Annotated in this window: 15 protein-coding genes; 11 read left to right on the forward strand and 4 right to left on the reverse strand. The window is 66.9% G+C overall.

All coding sequences use genetic code 11. From position 1 onward, the window contains the following. Window positions 1–11: 11 nt before the first annotated feature. On the reverse strand, window positions 12–1,346 hold the full coding sequence (locus FOC67_RS27325; protein WP_009314519.1) for an aspartate aminotransferase family protein: 1,335 nt from the start codon (window positions 1,344–1,346) through the stop codon (window positions 12–14). Between the two features lie 229 nt (window positions 1,347–1,575). Here FOC67_RS27325 and FOC67_RS27330 point away from each other — a divergent pair, with 229 nt between their 5' ends. Together FOC67_RS27330 and FOC67_RS27335 are read left to right on the forward strand one after the other, a co-directional pair. Continuing rightward, window positions 1,576–3,069 (forward strand): aldehyde dehydrogenase, encoded by a 1,494-nt coding sequence (locus FOC67_RS27330; RefSeq protein WP_003098285.1) that lies wholly within the window; start codon window positions 1,576–1,578, stop codon window positions 3,067–3,069. Between the two features lie 146 nt (window positions 3,070–3,215). After that, window positions 3,216–4,379, forward strand: a complete 1,164-nt coding sequence (locus FOC67_RS27335) for an MFS transporter (RefSeq protein WP_009314518.1) — start codon at window positions 3,216–3,218, stop codon at window positions 4,377–4,379. A 3-nt stretch (window positions 4,380–4,382) separates the two neighbouring features. Here the strand turns inward: FOC67_RS27335 and FOC67_RS27340 are convergent, their stop codons facing one another. From FOC67_RS27340 to dadR, 3 genes are all read right to left on the reverse strand, one after another. Further along, window positions 4,383–5,972, reverse strand: coding sequence for a phospholipase D family protein (locus FOC67_RS27340; RefSeq protein WP_009314517.1), 1,590 nt, complete (start codon window positions 5,970–5,972; stop codon window positions 4,383–4,385). 85 nt (window positions 5,973–6,057) lie between these two features. Then, complete coding sequence (locus tag FOC67_RS27345) at window positions 6,058–7,377, reverse strand: FAD-binding oxidoreductase (RefSeq protein WP_009314516.1); 1,320 nt, start codon at window positions 7,375–7,377, stop codon at window positions 6,058–6,060. 176 nt (window positions 7,378–7,553) lie between these two features. Continuing rightward, window positions 7,554–8,042, reverse strand: coding sequence for a transcriptional regulator DadR (gene dadR / locus FOC67_RS27350; RefSeq protein ID WP_003096535.1), 489 nt, complete (start codon window positions 8,040–8,042; stop codon window positions 7,554–7,556). A 153-nt stretch (window positions 8,043–8,195) separates the two neighbouring features. Here dadR and FOC67_RS27355 point away from each other — a divergent pair, with 153 nt between their 5' ends. The 9 genes from FOC67_RS27355 to FOC67_RS27395 all read left to right on the forward strand — a co-directional run bounded on the left by FOC67_RS27355 (window position 8,196) and on the right by FOC67_RS27395 (window position 17,879). Then, window positions 8,196–10,763, forward strand: a complete 2,568-nt coding sequence (locus tag FOC67_RS27355) for a YdbH domain-containing protein (protein WP_009314515.1) — start codon at window positions 8,196–8,198, stop codon at window positions 10,761–10,763. Window positions 10,764–10,783: 20 nt separating this feature from the next. Further along, a complete protein-coding gene (locus FOC67_RS27360) occupies window positions 10,784–10,975 on the forward strand; it encodes a YnbE family lipoprotein (RefSeq protein WP_003096523.1) in 192 nt (63 codons plus the stop codon). 12 nt (window positions 10,976–10,987) lie between these two features. Then, window positions 10,988–11,332 (forward strand): YdbL family protein, encoded by a 345-nt coding sequence (locus FOC67_RS27365; protein ID WP_003096521.1) that lies wholly within the window; start codon window positions 10,988–10,990, stop codon window positions 11,330–11,332. 356 nt (window positions 11,333–11,688) lie between these two features. Beyond that, window positions 11,689–12,987 (forward strand): D-amino acid dehydrogenase, encoded by a 1,299-nt coding sequence (gene dadA / locus FOC67_RS27370; RefSeq protein ID WP_003098274.1) that lies wholly within the window; start codon window positions 11,689–11,691, stop codon window positions 12,985–12,987. After that, on the forward strand, window positions 12,962–13,315 hold the full coding sequence (locus FOC67_RS27375; protein WP_003098273.1) for a RidA family protein: 354 nt from the start codon (window positions 12,962–12,964) through the stop codon (window positions 13,313–13,315). Before dadA ends, FOC67_RS27375 begins: the two co-directional genes overlap by 26 nt. Window positions 13,316–13,405: 90 nt before the next feature. Further along, complete coding sequence (alr, locus tag FOC67_RS27380; RefSeq protein WP_009314514.1) at window positions 13,406–14,479, forward strand: alanine racemase; 1,074 nt, start codon at window positions 13,406–13,408, stop codon at window positions 14,477–14,479. Window positions 14,480–14,629: 150 nt separating this feature from the next. Further along, window positions 14,630–15,178 (forward strand): cupin domain-containing protein, encoded by a 549-nt coding sequence (locus FOC67_RS27385; protein ID WP_003096513.1) that lies wholly within the window; start codon window positions 14,630–14,632, stop codon window positions 15,176–15,178. A 203-nt stretch (window positions 15,179–15,381) separates the two neighbouring features. Continuing rightward, window positions 15,382–15,810 (forward strand): cytochrome c5 family protein, encoded by a 429-nt coding sequence (locus FOC67_RS27390; RefSeq protein WP_003096511.1) that lies wholly within the window; start codon window positions 15,382–15,384, stop codon window positions 15,808–15,810. Between the two features lie 209 nt (window positions 15,811–16,019). After that, window positions 16,020–17,879, forward strand: coding sequence for an acetyl-CoA hydrolase/transferase C-terminal domain-containing protein (locus tag FOC67_RS27395; protein WP_003141992.1), 1,860 nt, complete (start codon window positions 16,020–16,022; stop codon window positions 17,877–17,879). The last annotated feature ends 5 nt before the right edge of the window (window positions 17,880–17,884 follow it).

Below are 17,884 nucleotides of genomic sequence, written 5' to 3' on the forward strand. Positions count from 1 at the left end.
GCCCGCCTGGATCAGACGCTGGCGCGGATGGCCTGGGCCAGGCGCTCGACGATCTGGTCGATGTGGGGCTTGTCGATGATCAGCGGCGGCGACATGGCGATGATGTCGCCGGTCACCCGGACCATCAGGTCGTGCTCCCAGAAGCAGCGCTCGAAGACGTCGTAGCCGCGCTTGCCGGGGCCGTCCGCGTGCGGCGCCAGTTGCACGCCGCCGACCAGGCCGACGGCGCGGATGTCGACCACGTTGGGCAGGTCGCGCAGGCTGAACAGCGCGTCCTGCCAGTAGCCTTCCAGTTCGACGGCCCGCTGGAACAGGTCGTCGCGACGGTAGATGTCCAGGGTCGCCAGGGCGGCGGCGCAGGCTACCGGGTGGCCGGAATAGGTATAGCCGTGGAAGAACTCGATGGCGCCCTGCGGGCCTTGCATGAAGGCGGCGTGGATCTTCTCGTCGACGAATACGGCGCCCATCGGGATGCTGCCGTTGGTCAGCCCCTTGGCGCAGGTCAACAGGTCCGGGACGACGCCCCAGCGCTGCGCGGCGAAGGCTTCGCCGACGCGGCCGAAACCGGTGATCACTTCGTCGAAGATCAGCAGGATGCCATGCTTGCGGGTGATCTCGCGCAGCCGCTGAAGGTAGCCTTTGGGCGGCAGCACCACGCCGGCCGAGCCGGACATCGGCTCGACGATCACCGCGGCGATATTCTCGGCGCCGTGCAGGGTCACCAGGCGTTCCAGCTCCTCGGCCTTTTCCGCGCCATGCTCGGGCAGGCCGACGGTGAAGGCGTTGCGGGCGACGTCCAGGGTGTGCGGCAGGTGGTCGACCCCCGGCAGCAGGTTGGCGGAGAAGGCCTTGCGGTTGTTGACCATGCCGCCTACCGACAGGCCGCCGAAGCCGACCCCGTGGTAGCCCAGTTCGCGGCCGATCAGGCGGGTGCGGGTGCCCTGGCCGATGGCGCGCTGGTAGGCAAGGGCGATCTTCAGCGCGGTGTCCGCCGATTCCGAGCCGGAGTTGGTGAAGAACACTTTGTTCAGGCCCGGCGGGGCGATTTCCGCCAGCCGCGCGGCGAGTTCGAACGGCAGCGGGTGACCCATCTGGAACGGCGGGGCGTAGTCGAGGGTGGCGATCTGCCGGGCCACCGCTTCGCTGATCTCGCGCCGGCCGTGGCCGGCATTGCAGCACCAGAGGCCGGCGGTGCCGTCGAGGATGCGGCGCCCGCCCTGGGCGATATAGTGGATGCCTTCGGCGCTTTCCAGCAGGCGCGGCCGCGCCTTGAACTGGCGGTTGGCGGTGAAGGGCATCCAGAAGTTGTCGAGTCTGCTCGACTGCGGCTCGTTATTCATTGTCATAGGGCCACCCAGGTTGCACGCGAGGGATGAAGACGCTAGTCCGGGCGAGTCTATGTTTAAAATAATGAACGTGACAAGGGAGTTAGAGGGGTTCCTGTCAAATATATTGAAAACAGGCGCTGCTCTGGTTTAGGGTGGCGGACACCACGGGCCGCGCGCCCGCCTTGCAGAATCTGACAGCGCGCCTGTCTCCCAGGCGCCCAGAACACCAATAAGAGGACACGTTGTCATGACCACCCTGACCCGCGCCGACTGGGAAGCCCGCGCCAAAGACCTGAAGATCGAAGGCCGCGCCTTCGTCAACGGCGAATACAGCAACGCCGCCTCCGGCGAGACCTTCGATTGCCTGAGCCCGGTGGATGGCCGCTTCCTGGCCAAGGTCGCCAGTTGCGACCTGGCCGATGCCGAGCAGGCGGTCAAGGTCGCTCGCAATGCCTTCGATTCCGGCGCCTGGTCGCGCCTGGCGCCGGCCAAGCGCAAGCAGACGATGATCCGCTTCGCCGATCTGCTGCTGGAGAACGCCGAGGAGCTGGCCCTGCTGGAAACCCTGGACATGGGCAAGCCGATCAGCGACTCGCTGCACATCGACGTCGCCAGCGCCGCCAACAGCCTGCGCTGGAGCGCCGAGGCGATCGACAAGATCTATGACGAAGTCGCCGCCACTCCCCATGCCGAGCTGGGCCTGGTGACCCGCGAGCCGGTCGGCGTGGTCGCCGCCATCGTGCCGTGGAACTTCCCGCTGCTGATGTCCTGCTGGAAACTCGGTCCGGCCCTGGCCACCGGCAACTCGGTGATCCTCAAGCCCTCCGAGAAGTCGCCGCTGACCGCCATCCGCATCGCCCAGCTGGCCGTCGAGGCCGGCATTCCGAAAGGCGTGTTCAACGTGCTGCCGGGCTACGGCCACACGGTAGGCAAGGCGTTGGCACTGCACATGGATGTCGACACCCTGGTGTTCACCGGTTCGACCAAGATCGCCAAGCAACTGATGGTCTATGCCGGCGAGTCGAACATGAAACGCGTCTGGCTGGAGGCCGGCGGCAAGAGCCCGAACATCGTCTTCGCCGACGCCCCGGACCTGAAGGCCGCCGCCGAAGCCGCTGCCGGCGCCATCGCCTTCAACCAGGGCGAAGTCTGCACCGCCGGTTCGCGCCTGCTGGTGGAGCGCTCCATCAAGGACAAGTTCCTGCCCCTGGTGATCGAGGCCCTCAAGGGCTGGAAGCCGGGTAACCCGCTGGATCCGGAAACCAACGTCGGCGCGCTGGTGGACACCCAGCAGATGAACACCGTGCTGTCCTACATCGAGGCCGGTCACAACGACGGTGCCAAGCTGGTTGCCGGCGGCAAGCGGACCCTGGAAGAAACCGGCGGCACCTACGTCGAGCCGACCATCTTCGACGGCGTGACCAATGCAATGAAGATCGCCCGTGAGGAAATCTTCGGCCCGGTGCTCTCGGTGATCGAGTTCGAGGATGCCGAGGAGGCCGTGCGCATCGCCAACGACACGCCCTATGGGCTGGCGGCGGCGGTCTGGACCAGCAACCTGTCCAAGGCGCACCTGACTGCCAAGGCCCTGCGCGCCGGCAGCGTCTGGGTCAACCAGTACGACGGCGGCGACATGACCGCTCCGTTCGGCGGCTTCAAGCAGTCGGGCAACGGTCGCGACAAGTCGCTGCACGCCTTCGACAAGTACACCGAGCTGAAGGCGACCTGGATCAAGCTCTGATCGCCTAGGTCGGCCCTTCCGGGCCGGCTCTCTCGAGCCACACCCGCGGCCGGGTTTCCTTCTGGAAGCCCGGCCGCTGTGCTTCGTGCGCCGGATATATCCGCTCGCCCCGGCAAGGCTTCCGGGGTGCCAACGGGAGAATCGCAATGCGTTGGGGAAGCTATTTCGCCGTCTGTTCCGCAGTCATCAGCATCGGCCTCGCCCTTGGCCTGACCATGCCGCTGGTCTCGTTGCGCCTGGAGAGCTGGGGCTACGGCAGTTTCGCCATCGGCGTGATGGCCAGCACGCCGGCAGTGGGCGTGCTGCTCGGCGCGATGATCGCCGGGCGCCTCGCCGCGCGCGTCGGTACGCCGCGGCTGATGCAGTTGTGCCTGCTCACCGGGGCAGCCTCCATCGGCCTGCTGGCACTGCTGCAGAGCTACCCGGTATGGCTGTTGCTGCGCCTGCTGATCGGCGTACAGCTCACCGTGGTGTTCATCCTCGGGGAAAGCTGGATCAACCAGTTGGCGGTGGAGAAGTGGCGTGGCCGGCTGGTCGCGCTGTACGGCACCGGCTACGCCCTCAGCCAACTGTCCGGGCCGGTACTGCTGACCTTCATCGGTACCGCCGACGACCGTGGCTTCTGGTTCGGCGTCTGCCTGCTGATTGCTGGCTCGTTGCTGCTGCTGGGCCGCGGCGGTGCGCCCAGGGTCGATCCGCACAGCGCCTCCGGGCGCGGTTTGTGGGCCTTCTGCCAGGGCCTGCCGGCGATCGCCTGGGCGGTGGTGTTGTTCGCTGCCTTCGAGGCGATGATCCTCACCCTGCTGCCGGTCTACGGGTTGCGCCAGGGCTTTCCGCAAGCGGTGGCGCTGGCCATGGTCAGTACCGTGGTGGTGGGCGATGCATTGTTGCAGCTGCCGATCGGCTGGCTCGCCGACCGGGTCTCGCGCAGCGGCTTGTTCGGCGGCTGCGGCCTGGTGCTGCTGCTGAGCAGCCTGGCGATTCCCCTACTGCTGCAGACGCCGTTGATCTGGCCGCTGCTGGTGCTGTTCGGGGCCAGCGCCGGCGGGTTGTTCACCCTGGCGCTGATCCTGATCGGCGAGCGCTACCGAGACGATGCCCTGGTCCGGGCCAATGCCCATGTCGCGCAGCTATGGGGGATCGGCTGCCTGCTCGGCCCGCTGGCCACCGGCGCCGCCAGCCAGTGGATCAGCGGTCACGCCCTGCCGTTGATGATGGCGCTCGGCGCGGCGGGCTTCGTGGTGCTGGTGCGGCTGCGCGGGGCGATTCCGGCGGACGAGGAGGCGACCGGCCTGGAGGCCTCCGAGTGACCCTCAGAGCATCTTTTCCAGTCCGATCATTCCCGCGACCCAGGCGTTCAGGCGTCGCCACAGGCTGCCCGGCTCGTGGCGCAAGACCTGGGTCCGGCCGTCGCGTTCGTCGATCCAGACCAGCTTCGGCCGGCTACCGCTACGGTCGATGCGAACCTGGTAGCTGACGCTCGGGGCCATGCCCTCCAGCGCCAGTTGGCGGACCTGCTCGGCCAGCAGCGGACTGTCGACGATGACCCCGACTTCGGTGTTCCACAGGATCGAGCGCGGATCGAAGTTGAAGGAACCGATGAATACCTTGCGCCGGTCGAAGACCATCGCCTTGCTGTGCAGGCTGGCGCTGCTCGATCCGTGCAGGCGCCAGGGCGCGCCGCTCAGCGGCTGGTCGGGATTGGCGCGCAGCTCGTAGAGCTTAACGCCATGCTCAAGCAGTGCCATCCGATAGGGCGCGTAGCCGGCATGCACGGCGGGCACGTCGGTGGCTTCCAGGGAGTTGGTCAGCAGGCGCACGCGGACGCCGCTGTTGGCCTTGCCGGTGAGGTAGTTGAGACCGTCCTTGGCCGGAACGAAATACGCCGAGACCAGGATCAGTTCCTTCTGCACGCCCTTGAACAGGCCCGCCAGGTGCGGACTGAGCAATAGGTGCGGGTCGGGCTCGCCGCGGCTCAATACCTTCAGCGGGGCATCCCAGATCGCCTCGGCGCGGGCCCAGGTGAGATTCTCCAGCCAGTTGCCCAGGCGTGGCTGGTCGCCGCGGTCGAACAGGTGGCGGATGTAGCCGGACTCCTTCACCGACTCCTTGCGCAGGTAGCGCTGCAACTTGCGTCGGGCCGACTCCAGTTCGCCGGGATAGGGCGCGCGCCAGAGGAAATCCTCGATCGGCCGGCTGATGGCGCTGTTCCAGTACTGGTCGAAGCTGTGCGAGAGCTGGTTGGCGATGGGGCCGACGCCGAGCAGGTCGAGGTCGGTGAAGTTCATCTCCGGCTTGGCGTTGAAATACTCGTCGCCGAGGTTGCGTCCGCCGACGATGGCCGCCGTGCCGTCGGCCAGCCACAGCTTGTTGTGCATGCGCCGGTGCTGCTGGGACAGGTTGAACAGGCGGCCGACGCCTCGCGTGATGCCGGTGGCGCGGCCCAGGTGCAACGGGTTGAACAGGCGCACCTGGATGTTCGGATGGGCGGAGAGCACACCGATCTCGTAGTCCCAGCCATCGCTGGCGGTGTCGTCGATGAGGATGCGTACCCGCACGCCACGGTCGGCTGCCTTGAGCAACTCGTAGGCGAGGGCGCGCGTGGTCAGTCCGTCGTGGACGATGTAGTACTGGATGTCGAGGCTGCGCTGGGCTGCGCGAATCAGCGCCGCGCGGGCGACGAAGGCATCCTCGCTGGCGCCCAGGAGGTGGAAGCCGGACTGGCCGGGGTGGTCGCGTCCCTGGATTTCGGCCTGCCTGGCCAGCCAGGTACCCTCGGCGGGCAGTGCCGACGACGGTTGCGGCGGAGGAGTGCTGGCGCAGCCGGAGAGGGCCAGGAGGGCCAGCAGGAGGAATCGGCGAAGCAAGGACATCTCCCGTGGAAACTCGAACGACCGGCTCATCCCGGTCGTGCGAATTCTAGGAGTTTTCCTCGGAAGAGCGATGCCCCGCCTGATTTTTTCAGAATCCGCCGAGCCTCGGATGGGCTCAGCTACCGAGTTTTTCCTTCAGCCGGTACCAGGCCATGCCCAGCGCCAGCAGTGGCGAGCGCAGCAGCTTGCCGCCGGGGAAGGTGATGTGCGGCACCTTGGCGAACAGGTCGAAGCCGTCGCTCTGCTGGCCGCCGATGGCTTCGGCGAGCAACTGCCCGGCGAGGTGCGTGGCGTTCACCCCGTGTCCGGAATAGGCCTGGGCGAAGTACACGTTGGGCTGCCCCGGCAGGCGGCCGATCTGTGGCAGGCGATTGGCACCGATGCCGATCATGCCGCCCCATTGGTAGTCGATGCGGACGTTCGCCAGTTGCGGGAATACCTCCAGCATCTTCGGCCGCATGTAGGCGGCGATGTCGCTGGGGTCGCGGCCGGAATAATGGCAGGCGCCACCGAACAGCAGGCGGTTGTCGGCGGAGAGCCGGTAGTAGTCGAGGGCCACGCGCTGGTCGCACACCGCCATGTTCTGCGGCAGCAGTTGGCGGGCCAGTTGCTCGTCCAGCGGTTCGGTGGCGATCACGTAGCTGCCGGCCGGCAGTACCTTGCCGCCGAGCAGCGGGTTGAGGTCGTTCATGTAGGCGTTGCAGCCCAGCACCAGGGTCTTCGCCCGCACCTTGCCGGCGGCGGTATGCACCTGGACTTCCGTGCCGTAGTCGATGCGCGTCACCGGCGAGCGCTCGAACAGGCGGACGCCCAGCGACTGGGCAGCGGCGGCTTCGCCGAGGACCAGGTTGAGCGGGTGCAGGTGGCCGGAGCCCATGTCCACCAGGCCGCCGACGTAGCGATCGGAGCCGACCACGCTGCGCATCTCCGCGGCCGGCACCAGGCGCATCTCGTGGCGATAGCCGAGGGCCTGGAGTTCCTCCATGTCCTCGCGGAAGCCCTGGTAGTCGCCGGGCTTGTTCGCCAGGTCGCAGTAGCCCCAGCGCAGATCGCAGTCGATGGCGTACTGCTCGACCCGGCGACGGACGATCTCCACCGCCTCCAGGCCCATCAGCTTGAGTGCCTTCACGCCGTCGGCGCCGATCACCGGGAGGAACTGCTCGACGTCATGGCCGACGCCGCGGATCAACTGGCCGCCATTGCGCCCACTGGCGCCCCAGCCGATCCGGTGCGCTTCCAGCAGGACCACGGAGAAGCCGCGCTGGGCCAGTTCCAACGCCGTGTTCACCCCCGAGAAGCCGCCGCCGACGACGCACACGTCGGCCTGTTCTTCGCCGGCCAGGGGCGGGCACTCGATGCGTCGGTTGAGCGTGGCGGCGTAGTAGGAGGGGGCGTGTTGGGCGGTATGCACCGGCTGGCGAACGCGGGCGTTCATGTGTGAAATCCTGATTATTATGTGTGGAAAATTTGACGGAGCATAAACGTCAGTCGAGGCGCTCGCCAAGGGCGAAAAAGGAAAAAAACTGCGAGGTGTTGCGGGGATCGTGTGCGGAAACGACGGTGTTTCCCGTCTATGCCGGGAGTCCTGGCGGACTCCCGGAGCGTGTCATGTCAATCCGGAACCGGTAGGTCGAGCGACTCCTTGACCTCTTCCATGACGATATAGCTCTTCGACTCGCGAACGTGCGGCAGTTTCAGCAGGATGTCGCCGAGCAGCTTGCGGTAGGACGCCATTTCCGAGATGCGAGCCTTCACCAGGTAGTCGAAGTGGCCGGACACCAGGTGGCATTCCAGCACATGGGGCAGCTTGAGCACCGCCCGGCGAAACTCTTCGAAGGTATCGCCGGACTTGTAGTCCAGGCTGATCTCTACGAACACCAGCAGGCTGGCCTTCAGATGCTGCGGATTGAGCCGGGCGTGGTAGCCCATGATCAGGCCTTCGCGCTCCAGGCGGCGCACGCGTTCGGTGCAGGGTGTGGTCGAGAGGCCGACGCGTTCGCCCAGCTCGGTGAAGGAAATGCGACCTTCCTCCTGCAGGATGCGGAGGATGTTGCGGTCGATCTTGTCCAGCTCGCGCTTGCTCTGATGCTGGGTACGCATGGATGGAGGCTCCCCGTCTGGCTCGGAAAATCCGGAAATTTTCCGCCAATATAACGTCGAAAGCAGGGAAAAACACTGGCCGGGGAAAACGCCTTGATCTTGCACGAGGGCCCCGCCACCCTTGGCCGGGTCGGCAACGGACAGAGGTAGGACATGCGTTTGCGCAGAAGGACGACGTTGCTGCTGGTATTTGCAGTGCTGTTGCTGCTGGCGTTCGGCTACGGCTGGCATGCCTGGCGCAGCCTGTTGCGCGAGCAGGGTGTCGAGCGCCTGGAGTGGCAAGGCCTGGGCCTGTCCGCCGAAGGCATCGGGCTGCGACGGCTGGCGCTGGAGCGGCGCGGCGCGGATGGCGCCAGCCTGCGACTGGACGTGGAACACGCGCTGCTGCGCTGGCCCGGGCTGTCGGGTTGGCGTCCGCGTCTACCCGGCCTGCGCGTGGAGCAAGTGGCGCTCGCCTGGCAACCGGCTGCCGCGAGTTCCGACGACGACTCCGCTGCGCTGGACTGGACGTCCCTGCGCGAGACCCTCGCCTGGCTGCCGGAACAGATCCACCTCGAACGCTTCCATCTCGACCTGCCTTGTCCCGCCGGCCGCTGCGAGCAGGAAGGCGGACTGGACATCGGCCGCCCGTCGGGAGCGCTGTTTCCGCTGGCTGCGCAACTGCGCCTGCAACAGGAGGCGCAGCAGGCCCAGCTCGACGCCCAGCTCTTCGAGGAGCCTACCGGCTGGCGCCTGCGTGCGCGCGCGCAACTCGACCGGCTGGCGCTGCTGACGCTGGACAGCCAGCTCGCGCCGTCCGATGGCGACGGCCTCTGGCAGGGGCACCTGGAGGCGCCCGGCCTGCCCGACACCCGTGGCCTGGTGGTCTGGCTCAATCGCTGGCTGCCGGAAGCGCAGCGCCTGCCCGACGCACCGCAAGCCCTGCGTCTGCAAGCGGACTGGACGATCCGCCTGGCGCCTGGCAGCGACTGGCTGGAGCCGCGCCGGGTGCTCGACGGCGGTGGCTCGGCGGCGCTGCTGGTGCAGGCTCCGCAAGCCTGGCCGCTGCCCGGTCTGGGTAATGTACAGGGCGAACTGCAAGTCCAACTGGATGGAGACGAGGGCGCCTGGTTGCCACGCCAGCTGCGCAGCGACTTGCGCCTGAGCCAGTTGCACGGCGAGTGGTTGCAGGCGCTGCCGGCCGAGTTGCGGCCGAGCGCGCTGGGCTTGCGCAGCGAGCCGCTGGAGCGCGATGCCGATAGCGTCACCGCGTTGCGCCTGGCGTTCACCAGCGAGGGCGCGAGTACGCTGAAGCTGGAGACTCGGCTCGACCTGCTGGGCATCTCGCCGTGGGCCGCCAGGCTGGTGGAGGGTCGCTTGCAGGTGGACGCGCCGCGCCTGCAATACCTGGGCTGGAAAGCCGAGCGACTGGTCGCGGAGATTCCCCTGGAGGGCCGGCTGGACGGGCAGCGCGCCAACCTCTCCTTCGGCAGGGGCGCGCGGTTGCAGGCGGCGTCCCTGGCCGAGCCGTCGACGCTGCACCTTGGCCAGCCCCGCCTCAATCTCGCCGGGACCGCTCTCGAACTGGCCTACCAGCCGCTGGCGCTGCATTTCGCCGGGCCGCTGCAGGCGCAGGTCGGACAACTCCGCCAGGCCAACCTCAAGCCGTTGGCCTGGACCTTCGAGGGGCCGCTCGACACCACCCTCGAGCGCACCAGCCTGAAGGGACGGCTGAGCAACGGTGCGGGGCTGGCGGCGGACTTCCAGCTGCAGCGCGATGCGAAGACGCCCCTGGCACTCTCCGCCAAGCTGGCCGAGGTGTTCTTCCGTACCGGCAATCCGCTGGCCGCGACCCTCGCCGACTGGCCGGGGCTGCTCGAACTGGGCAATGGGCGCGCGACCGCCGCGGCCGGCTGGAAGCTCGACGCGGCGGGTGGCTCGTCCCTCGACCTGGACCTGACCCTGAAAGGCCTCGACGGTATCTACGACCGCAGCGAGCTGAAGGGGCTGGGCGGCAGCCTGGCCTTGCGCCTGCGCGGCGGTCAGTTGAGCCTGGACAGCCCCGGCCTGAGCCTGGCCGAGGCCAATCCCGGCCTGCCGCTGGGGCCGGTGAGTTTCCGCGGGCGCTACGAGGCCCCGCTTTCCGCGCCGGGCAGCGGCCGTTTGAGCTGGCAGACGTTGCAGAGCGGCCTGTTCGGCGGGCAGGCCTCGGTCCCCGCGGGGAGCATCCGCCTGGGTCAGGCCGAGCAGAAGTTCGCCTTGCGTATCCAGGGCATACAACTCGGCGAGATTTTCCGGGTCTATCCGGCGGAGGGCCTGGCCGGCGAAGGCACCCTGGACGGCGAACTGCCGCTGATGCTGAACCGCTGGAAGCCCAGCGTCTCCGGCGGCCAGGTCAAGGCCCGCGAGCCCGGCTACCTGCGCTTCCGCTCGGCGAAAATCGAGGCGCTGGGGCGCAGTAACCCGGGGATGAAGCTGGTCGCCGATGCCCTCGACGATTTCCACTACGACGTCCTGCAAAGCAGCGTCGATTATCATGAGAACGGCAAGCTGTTGCTCGGCCTGCGCTTGCAGGGCAGCAACCCGGACCTGGAGAAGGGGCGCCCGGTCAACCTCAACGTCAACCTGGAGGAGGATATCCCGGCACTGCTGACCAGCCTGCAACTGAGCGACCGGGTCAGCGAAACCATTCGCCAACGTGTGCAGGAGCGCATGCAGAAACGCAAGGCTTCGGCGCCATGAGCCATACAGGAGAACCCCCGATGCGCCTCTGCGCTCTATTCGCTGTCCTGCTGCTGGGCAGCCTGACGATGGCCTGCACGCCCACCGTGCAACTGGCGGCTCCCAGCGAGCCGATCAACATCAATCTCAACGTGAAAATCGAGCACGAGATCTACATCAAGGTCGACAAGGCTCTGGACGGCATCATCAACGAGAACAGCGGCCTGTTCTAAAGGAGCGGATCCATGACAACCCGTAGCAAACTCGGTATCGCCCTGCTGGCCCTCGGCATCAGCCTTTCCGCCATGGCGATGGACCTCGGCCAGGCCATGTCGGCCCTTGGCGGCGCCAAGGCCCAGGGCCTGGTCGGCGAGCAGGCGGACGGTTACCTTGGCGTGGTCAGCAACAGCGGCCAGGCGGCGGACATCGCCGCGCAGATCAATGCCGCGCGCCGCGCCGAATACCAGAAGGTGGCCAACAGCAGCGGCGCTTCGCTGGCCGACGTGGAGGCCATGGCCGGCAAGAAGGCGATGGAGAAAACCCCTGCCGGGCAGTACGTCCAGGTCGGCGGCAAGTGGGTGAAGAAATAGCGCGAAGGCTCCGCGAGCGCTCTGGGACGCTGCTCCGGTCGCAAGGGCCGGGCAGTGTCCGCGGAATTTTTCCTGTCGTGAGCGGTTCCTTCAGGGACTCCTGCCGTTTTCCATGGGTTCTGCGACAGGCTTTCCCGAAAAAGCGGCTCCCGGCCTGAGTTCGATCATTTAAATATGCGGTATTTTTCCAGTTTTATGGTGGATGCGCCTCGGTAAAACCCCTACTTGTCCGGTTTTTTACCTGAGTAACCGCCTAAAATTGGTGATTATTTCTGCCTGCCTCTTCCTATACTGCGCGCATCTACACGCTCAAAATAACAAACGTCCGCGGTTCCTCCGCGACGTGGGAGGCGACAATGCGAGTTCTGGTCCTTGGCAGCGGTGTCATCGGTACCGCCAGTGCGTATTACCTGGCCCGTGCCGGGTTCGAGGTGGTGGTGGTCGACCGTCAGGACGGTCCCGCGCTGGAAACCAGCTTCGCCAACGCCGGCCAGGTGTCTCCCGGCTACGCTTCGCCCTGGGCAGCCCCGGGCATTCCTCTGAAGGCCATGAAGTGGCTGCTGGAAAAGCACGCGCCGCTGGCCATCAAGCTCACCTCCGATCCCAGCCAGTACGCCTGGATGCTGCAGATGCTGCGCAACTGCACCGCCGAGCGCTACGCGGTGAACAAGGAGCGCATGGTCCGCCTGTCCGAGTACAGCCGCGATTGCCTCGACGAACTGCGCGCCGAGACCGGCATCGCCTACGAGGGCCGCACCCTCGGCACCACCCAACTGTTCCGCACCCAGGCGCAGCTGGACGCCGCCGGCAAGGACATCGCCGTGCTCGAGCGCTCCGGCGTGCCCTACGAGGTTCTCGACCGCGACGGCATCGCCCGCGTCGAGCCGGCCCTGGCCAAGGTCGCCGACAAGCTGGTCGGCGCCCTGCGCCTGCCCAACGACCAGACTGGCGACTGCCAGCTGTTCACCACCCGCCTGGCGGAAATGGCCAAGGGCCTGGGCGTGGAGTTCCGCTTCGGCCAGAACATCGAACGCCTGGACTTCGCCGGCGACCGCATCAACGGCGTGCTGGTCAACGGCGAATTGCTCACCGCCGACCACTACGTGCTGGCCCTGGGCAGCTACTCGCCGCAACTGCTCAAGCCGCTGGGTATCAAGGCTCCGGTCTATCCGCTGAAGGGCTACTCGCTGACCGTGCCGATCACCAACCCGGAGATGGCGCCGACCTCGACCATCCTCGACGAGACCTACAAGGTGGCGATCACCCGCTTCGACCAGCGCATCCGCGTCGGCGGCATGGCGGAAATCGCCGGCTTCGACCTGTCGCTGAACCCGCGCCGCCGCGAAACCCTGGAAATGATCACCACCGACCTCTATCCCGAGGGCGGCGACATCAGCCAGGCGACCTTCTGGACCGGCCTGCGCCCGGCGACCCCGGATGGCACCCCGATCGTCGGCGCCACCCGCTACCGCAACCTGTTCCTCAATACCGGCCACGGCACCCTGGGTTGGACCATGGCCTGCGGGTCGGGTCGCTACCTGGCCGACCTGATGGCGAAGAAGCGCCCGCAGATCAGCACCGAAGGCCTGGATATTTCCCGCTACAGCAATTCCCCGGAGAACGCCAAGAATGCCCATCCAGCGCCAGCACACTAACGAACGTATGAGCCAGATCGTCGTCCACAACGGCACCGTCTACCTGGCGGGCCAGGTGGGCGAGGACATGTCCGCGGGCGTCGAGCAGCAGACCCGCGAGACCCTGGCGGCCATCGAGCGTCTGCTGGAAGAGGCCGGCACCGACAAGACCCGGATCCTCTCGGTGACCATCTACCTGAAGGACATCGACGCCGACTTCGAAGGCATGAACCGCGTCTGGGACCAGTGGCTGCCGCGCGGCGTCGCGCCGGCGCGCGCCACCGTCGAAGCCAAGCTCTGCGAGCCGGAGATCCTGGTAGAGATGTCGGTGGTCGCTGCGCTGCCCTGAGTTTTGTCTGGCCCGGCCGGAGAGCCGGGCTTTTTTTCGCCTGATGAAAGGTGCGCGATGCCGCACCTCGCTGAAGAGAGACCCGTCGCCATGCGCCCCGCCCGTGCCCTGATCGACCTGCAAGCCCTTCGTCACAACTATCGGCTGGCCCGCGAGGCCACCGGCGCCCGTGCGCTCGCGGTGATCAAGGCGGACGCATACGGCCACGGCGCGGTGCGCTGTGCCGAAGCGCTGGCGGCCGAGGCCGATGGCTTCGCCGTGGCCTGCATCGAGGAGGGCCTGGAGCTGCGCGAGGCCGGTATCCGCCAGCCGATCCTGCTGCTGGAGGGCTTCTTCGAGGCGTCCGAGCTGGAGCTGATCGTCGCCCACGACTTCTGGTGCGTGGTGCATTGCGCCTGGCAATTGGAGGCGATCGAACGCGCCAGCCTGGACCGCCCGCTGAACGTCTGGCTGAAGATGGATTCGGGCATGCACCGCGTCGGCTTCTTCCCCGAGGACTTCCGCGCCGCCCACGAGCGCCTGCGGGCCAGCGGCAAGGTGGCGAAGATCGTGATGATGAGTCACTTCTCCCGCGCCGACGAACTGGATTGCCCGCGCACCGAGGAACAGCTCGCCGCCTTCGCGGCCGCGAGCCAGGGCCTGGAAGGCGAGATCAGCCTGCGCAATTCGCCAGCCGTGCTCGGCTGGCCGAAGGTGCCCAGCGATTGGGTACGTCCGGGCATCCTGCTCTACGGAGCCACGCCGTTCGAGCGCGAACACCCGCTGGCCGACCGCTTGCGCCCGGTGATGACCCTGGAATCGAAGGTGATCAGCGTCCGCGACCTGCCGGCCGGCGAACCGGTCGGCTACGGCGCGCGCTACAGCACCGAGCGTAGCCAGCGCATCGGCGTGGTCGCCATGGGCTACGCCGATGGCTATCCGCGGCACGCCGCCGACGGCACCCTGGTGTTCATCGACGGCAAGCCGGGGCGCCTGGTTGGCCGGGTATCGATGGACATGCTCACCGTCGACCTTACCGACCATCCCCAGGCCGGGCTGGGCAGCCGGGTCGAACTATGGGGCCCGAACGTGCCGGTCGGCGCCCTGGCGGCGCAGTTCGGCAGCATTCCCTACCAACTGCTGTGCAACCTGAAAAGGGTGCCGCGCGTCTATTCCGGGGCTTGAGAAAAACTTTCCGAATTCTTTGCGCAGGCATGTCGACCGATCTGTTGTAAATACTGAACAGTGTTGCCATGATACGGCCGACTTGAGGTCGCCAGCCGTGTGCGGCCTCGTTTTGCCTTGCCTGCCAGAAGAATAAGGAGGACTCCACCCTTGGACGTCGGTGCTCGTCTGCAAACCATCCGAAAGCTCAAAGGTCTTTCCCAGCGCGAACTCGCCAAACGGGCGGGTGTCACCAACAGCACTATCTCGATGATCGAGAAAAACAGCGTGAGCCCTTCCATCAGTTCGCTGAAGAAGGTGCTGGGCGGTATCCCCATGTCCCTGGTGGAGTTCTTCTCCCTGGACCTGGAGCAGGACAGCCATACCCAGGTTGTCTACAAGGCAGACGAACTGATCGACATTTCCAGCGGCGCGGTGTCCATGCGCCTGGTGGGCAAGGCGCACCCGAGCCGGGCGATCGCCTTCCTCGACGAAACCTACCCGCCGGGCTCCGACACCGGCGAGGAAATGCTCAACCACGAAGGCGAGGAGGCCGGCGTGCTGGTCGACGGGCGCCTGGAACTGACCGTCGGCAGCGAGACCTATGTGCTCGAGCGCGGCGACAGCTACTATTTCGAGAGCAACAAGCCGCACCGTTTTCGCAATCCCTACGATGTGCCGGCACGCTTGATCAGCGCCACCACGCCCGCAAATTTCTGACCTGAAGCACAAGACCCCGCCGGGCCCGAAGGGCGCCGGCCGACAAGGGGCATGCGGGGCTGCGACCTAATGCCGCAAGGCTTTGCGAGGGTGTGCAATTGTTTCTGCCGGGCTTTCTTTGCCGTTATACTTGCGCCCGCCCGCGCGGCCCGCAGTGATCGGTATCGTGCCCGGGTGTGATAAGCCACGATGAGGGTGTAAGGGTGAACCTGATTAAAAAAATGCTGGCGGCCCAAGCTGCCGTGTTGGCCCTGTGGGCTGTAAGCGCTCAGGCTACGACCACTGACGATGCGATCGCCAAGCGCCTCGAGCCGGTAGGCAAGGTCTGCGTACAAGGCAAGGAATGCGAAGGCGTCGGCGCCGTCGCGGCAGCCGCCGGTGGCGGCGGTGCGCGTTCCGGCGAAGACATCGTCGGCAAGACCTGCAACACCTGCCACGGCACTGGCCTGCTGGGCGCGCCGAAGGTTGGCGACAAGGCCGAGTGGGGCAAGCGCGCCAAGGAGCAGGGCGGCCTCGATGGCCTGCTGGCCAAGGCGATTTCCGGTATCAACGCCATGCCGCCGAAAGGCACCTGCGCCGATTGCTCGGACGACGAGCTGAAAGCCGCGATCAAGCATATGTCCGGTCTGTAACAACGCCGGGACAGTGTCGCGAAAAGCCGCCTCCTGGCGGCTTTTTCGTATCCGCGGTGCGGGTTTTTCCCGCTGGCGGATCGTCCCGCCGGCAAACAGGGTCCAAACTTCCGGCTACCCATTCGCCGGAGGGCATCGTCTTGAGCCGAACCTGTTCCATCGACGCCGCAGTCGATCACTTGCTGCAGACCATCGAGGGCCCGATCCGCATGGGCCTGCCCCTCGGGCTGGGTAAGCCCAACCGACTGGTCAATGCGTTGTACCAGCGGCTGCGGACCCTGCCGGAGCGCCAGCTGACGCTGTATACCGCGCTTTCCCTGGGGCGTCCCGCCGCTGGCGGCGACCTGCAACGGCGTTTCCTCGAGCCTTTCGCCGAACGGGTCTTCGCCGACTACCCGGAGCTGGATTACCTGCACGCCCTGCGCCGCGACGAACTGCCGGCGAACATCCGCGTCGAGGAGTTCTACCTGCAGCCCGGCAGCCTGCTGGACAGCGCGCCGGCGCAGCAGCACTACATCAGTTGCAACTACAGCCACGTCGCCCGCGACATCAATGCCAAGGGCGTCAACGCGGTGGCCCAGCTGGTGGCGCGGCATCCCGAGCGGCCGGGCAAGCTGAGCCTGGCCTGCAACCCGGATATCACCCTGGACCTCCTGCCGATGCTGGAGAAGCGTCGCGCCGCCGGCGAGACCATCGTCGCCATCGGCGTGGTCCACGATGACCTGCCCTACCTGCCGGGTGACGCCGAGGTCGAGGAGTCGGTATTCGACCTGCTGATCGACGCGCCGGCGGAAAGCAGCCGGCTGTTCTCCACGCCGAACATGCCGGTCAACCTGCAGGATCACTGCATCGGCCTCCACGCCAGCGCGCTGGTCCGCGACGGCGGGACCCTGCAGATCGGCATCGGCTCGATGGGCGACGCGCTGACCGCCGCCTTGCTGCTGCGCCAGCGCGACAACGCCACCTACCGGGCGTTGATCGACGAGCTGGGGGTGCGTGCGCGCTGGGCCGAGACGGTCGAGCGCGACGGCGGCCTGGAGCCGTTCCGCCGGGGGCTCTACGGTTGCAGCGAGATGTTCGTGCCGGGTCTGCTGGCGCTGGCCGAGGCCGGCGTGCTGAGCCGCCGGGTCTACCCCGACGAAGCGCGACAGCGTGCTGCCGAGCGCGGCGAGGCGCCGGAGGAGGGCGGGGTGTGGCTGCACGGCGGCTTCTTCCTCGGTCCGTTGGCGTTCTACCGGCGCCTGCGCGAGATGTCGCTGGAAGAGCGCGCCGGGATCGGCATGACCGGCATCGGCTTCGTCAACAACCTGTACCGCCAGGAAGAGCTGAAGCGCCTGCAGCGGCGCGACGCGCGCTTCATCAACAGCGCCTTCACCGTGACCCTGCTCGGCGCCGGGGTCGCCGACCAGTTGGAGGACGGCCGGGTGCTCAGTGGCGTCGGCGGGCAGTACAACTTCGTAGCCCAGGCTCACGAGCTGGAGGGCGCACGTTCGATCCTGATGCTGCGTAGCTGGCGCGAATCCGGCGGGGAAGTCAGTTCGAACATCGTCTGGCAGTACGCCCACACCACCATTCCTCGGCACTTGCGTGACATGGTGGTGACCGAGTATGGGATCGCCGACCTGCGCGGCAAGAATGACGCGGAAGTGATCGCCGCGCTGCTGGCCATCGCCGACTCGCGCTTCCAGCAGGCGCTGGCCGAGCAGGCCCAGTCGGCCGGCAAGCTGCCGAAGGATTTCGTCCTGCCCGAACGCTATCGCAACAATACCCCGGAGCGCCTGCAGGCCTTGCACCAGGCCCACGCAGCGGCGCTGCCGGAGTTTCCCCTGGGCAGCGATTTCGACGAGGTCGAGCAGGACCTGCTGCGGGCGCTGGGTTGGCTCAAGCGCAAGCTGAAGCTGAGCGAGATTCTCGAACTGGGCAAGGCGACCCTGGACGCGCCGGAGCCAGAAGCCTACCCGGCGCATCTGCGGCGCATGGACCTGGACGATCCGCAGGGGCTTCGCGAGGAACTCTACCAGCGCTTGCTGCTGGCCGGCCTGCGGGCCAGCCAGGAAGAGCGGGGCTGAGTGGC

Origin of the sequence: Pseudomonas sp. FDAARGOS_761, from assembly GCF_013343155.1 — a bacterium.
Taxonomy (GTDB): Bacteria; Pseudomonadota; Gammaproteobacteria; order Pseudomonadales; family Pseudomonadaceae; genus Pseudomonas; species Pseudomonas aeruginosa.

Excerpts from the sequence above, each read along its gene's own strand:
- FOC67_RS27360 (WP_003096523.1), top strand. The coding sequence starts at position 10,784 with ATGCGCCTCTGCGCTCTATTCGCTGTCCTGCTGCTGGGCAGCCTGACG.
- FOC67_RS27330 (WP_003098285.1), top strand. The coding sequence starts at position 1,576 with ATGACCACCCTGACCCGCGCCGACTGGGAAGCCCGCGCCAAAGACCTG.
- dadA (WP_003098274.1), top strand. The coding sequence starts at position 11,689 with ATGCGAGTTCTGGTCCTTGGCAGCGGTGTCATCGGTACCGCCAGTGCG.
- FOC67_RS27365 (WP_003096521.1), top strand. The coding sequence starts at position 10,988 with ATGACAACCCGTAGCAAACTCGGTATCGCCCTGCTGGCCCTCGGCATC.
- alr (WP_009314514.1), top strand. The coding sequence starts at position 13,406 with ATGCGCCCCGCCCGTGCCCTGATCGACCTGCAAGCCCTTCGTCACAAC.
- FOC67_RS27325 (WP_009314519.1), bottom strand. The coding sequence starts at position 1,346 with ATGACAATGAATAACGAGCCGCAGTCGAGCAGACTCGACAACTTCTGG.
- FOC67_RS27395 (WP_003141992.1), top strand. The coding sequence starts at position 16,020 with ATGGGCCTGCCCCTCGGGCTGGGTAAGCCCAACCGACTGGTCAATGCG.
- FOC67_RS27355 (WP_009314515.1), top strand. The coding sequence starts at position 8,196 with ATGCGTTTGCGCAGAAGGACGACGTTGCTGCTGGTATTTGCAGTGCTG.
- FOC67_RS27340 (WP_009314517.1), bottom strand. The coding sequence starts at position 5,972 with ATGAGCCGGTCGTTCGAGTTTCCACGGGAGATGTCCTTGCTTCGCCGA.
- FOC67_RS27345 (WP_009314516.1), bottom strand. The coding sequence starts at position 7,377 with ATGAACGCCCGCGTTCGCCAGCCGGTGCATACCGCCCAACACGCCCCC.
- dadR (WP_003096535.1), bottom strand. The coding sequence starts at position 8,042 with ATGCGTACCCAGCATCAGAGCAAGCGCGAGCTGGACAAGATCGACCGC.
- FOC67_RS27335 (WP_009314518.1), top strand. The coding sequence starts at position 3,216 with ATGCGTTGGGGAAGCTATTTCGCCGTCTGTTCCGCAGTCATCAGCATC.
- FOC67_RS27375 (WP_003098273.1), top strand. The coding sequence starts at position 12,962 with ATGCCCATCCAGCGCCAGCACACTAACGAACGTATGAGCCAGATCGTC.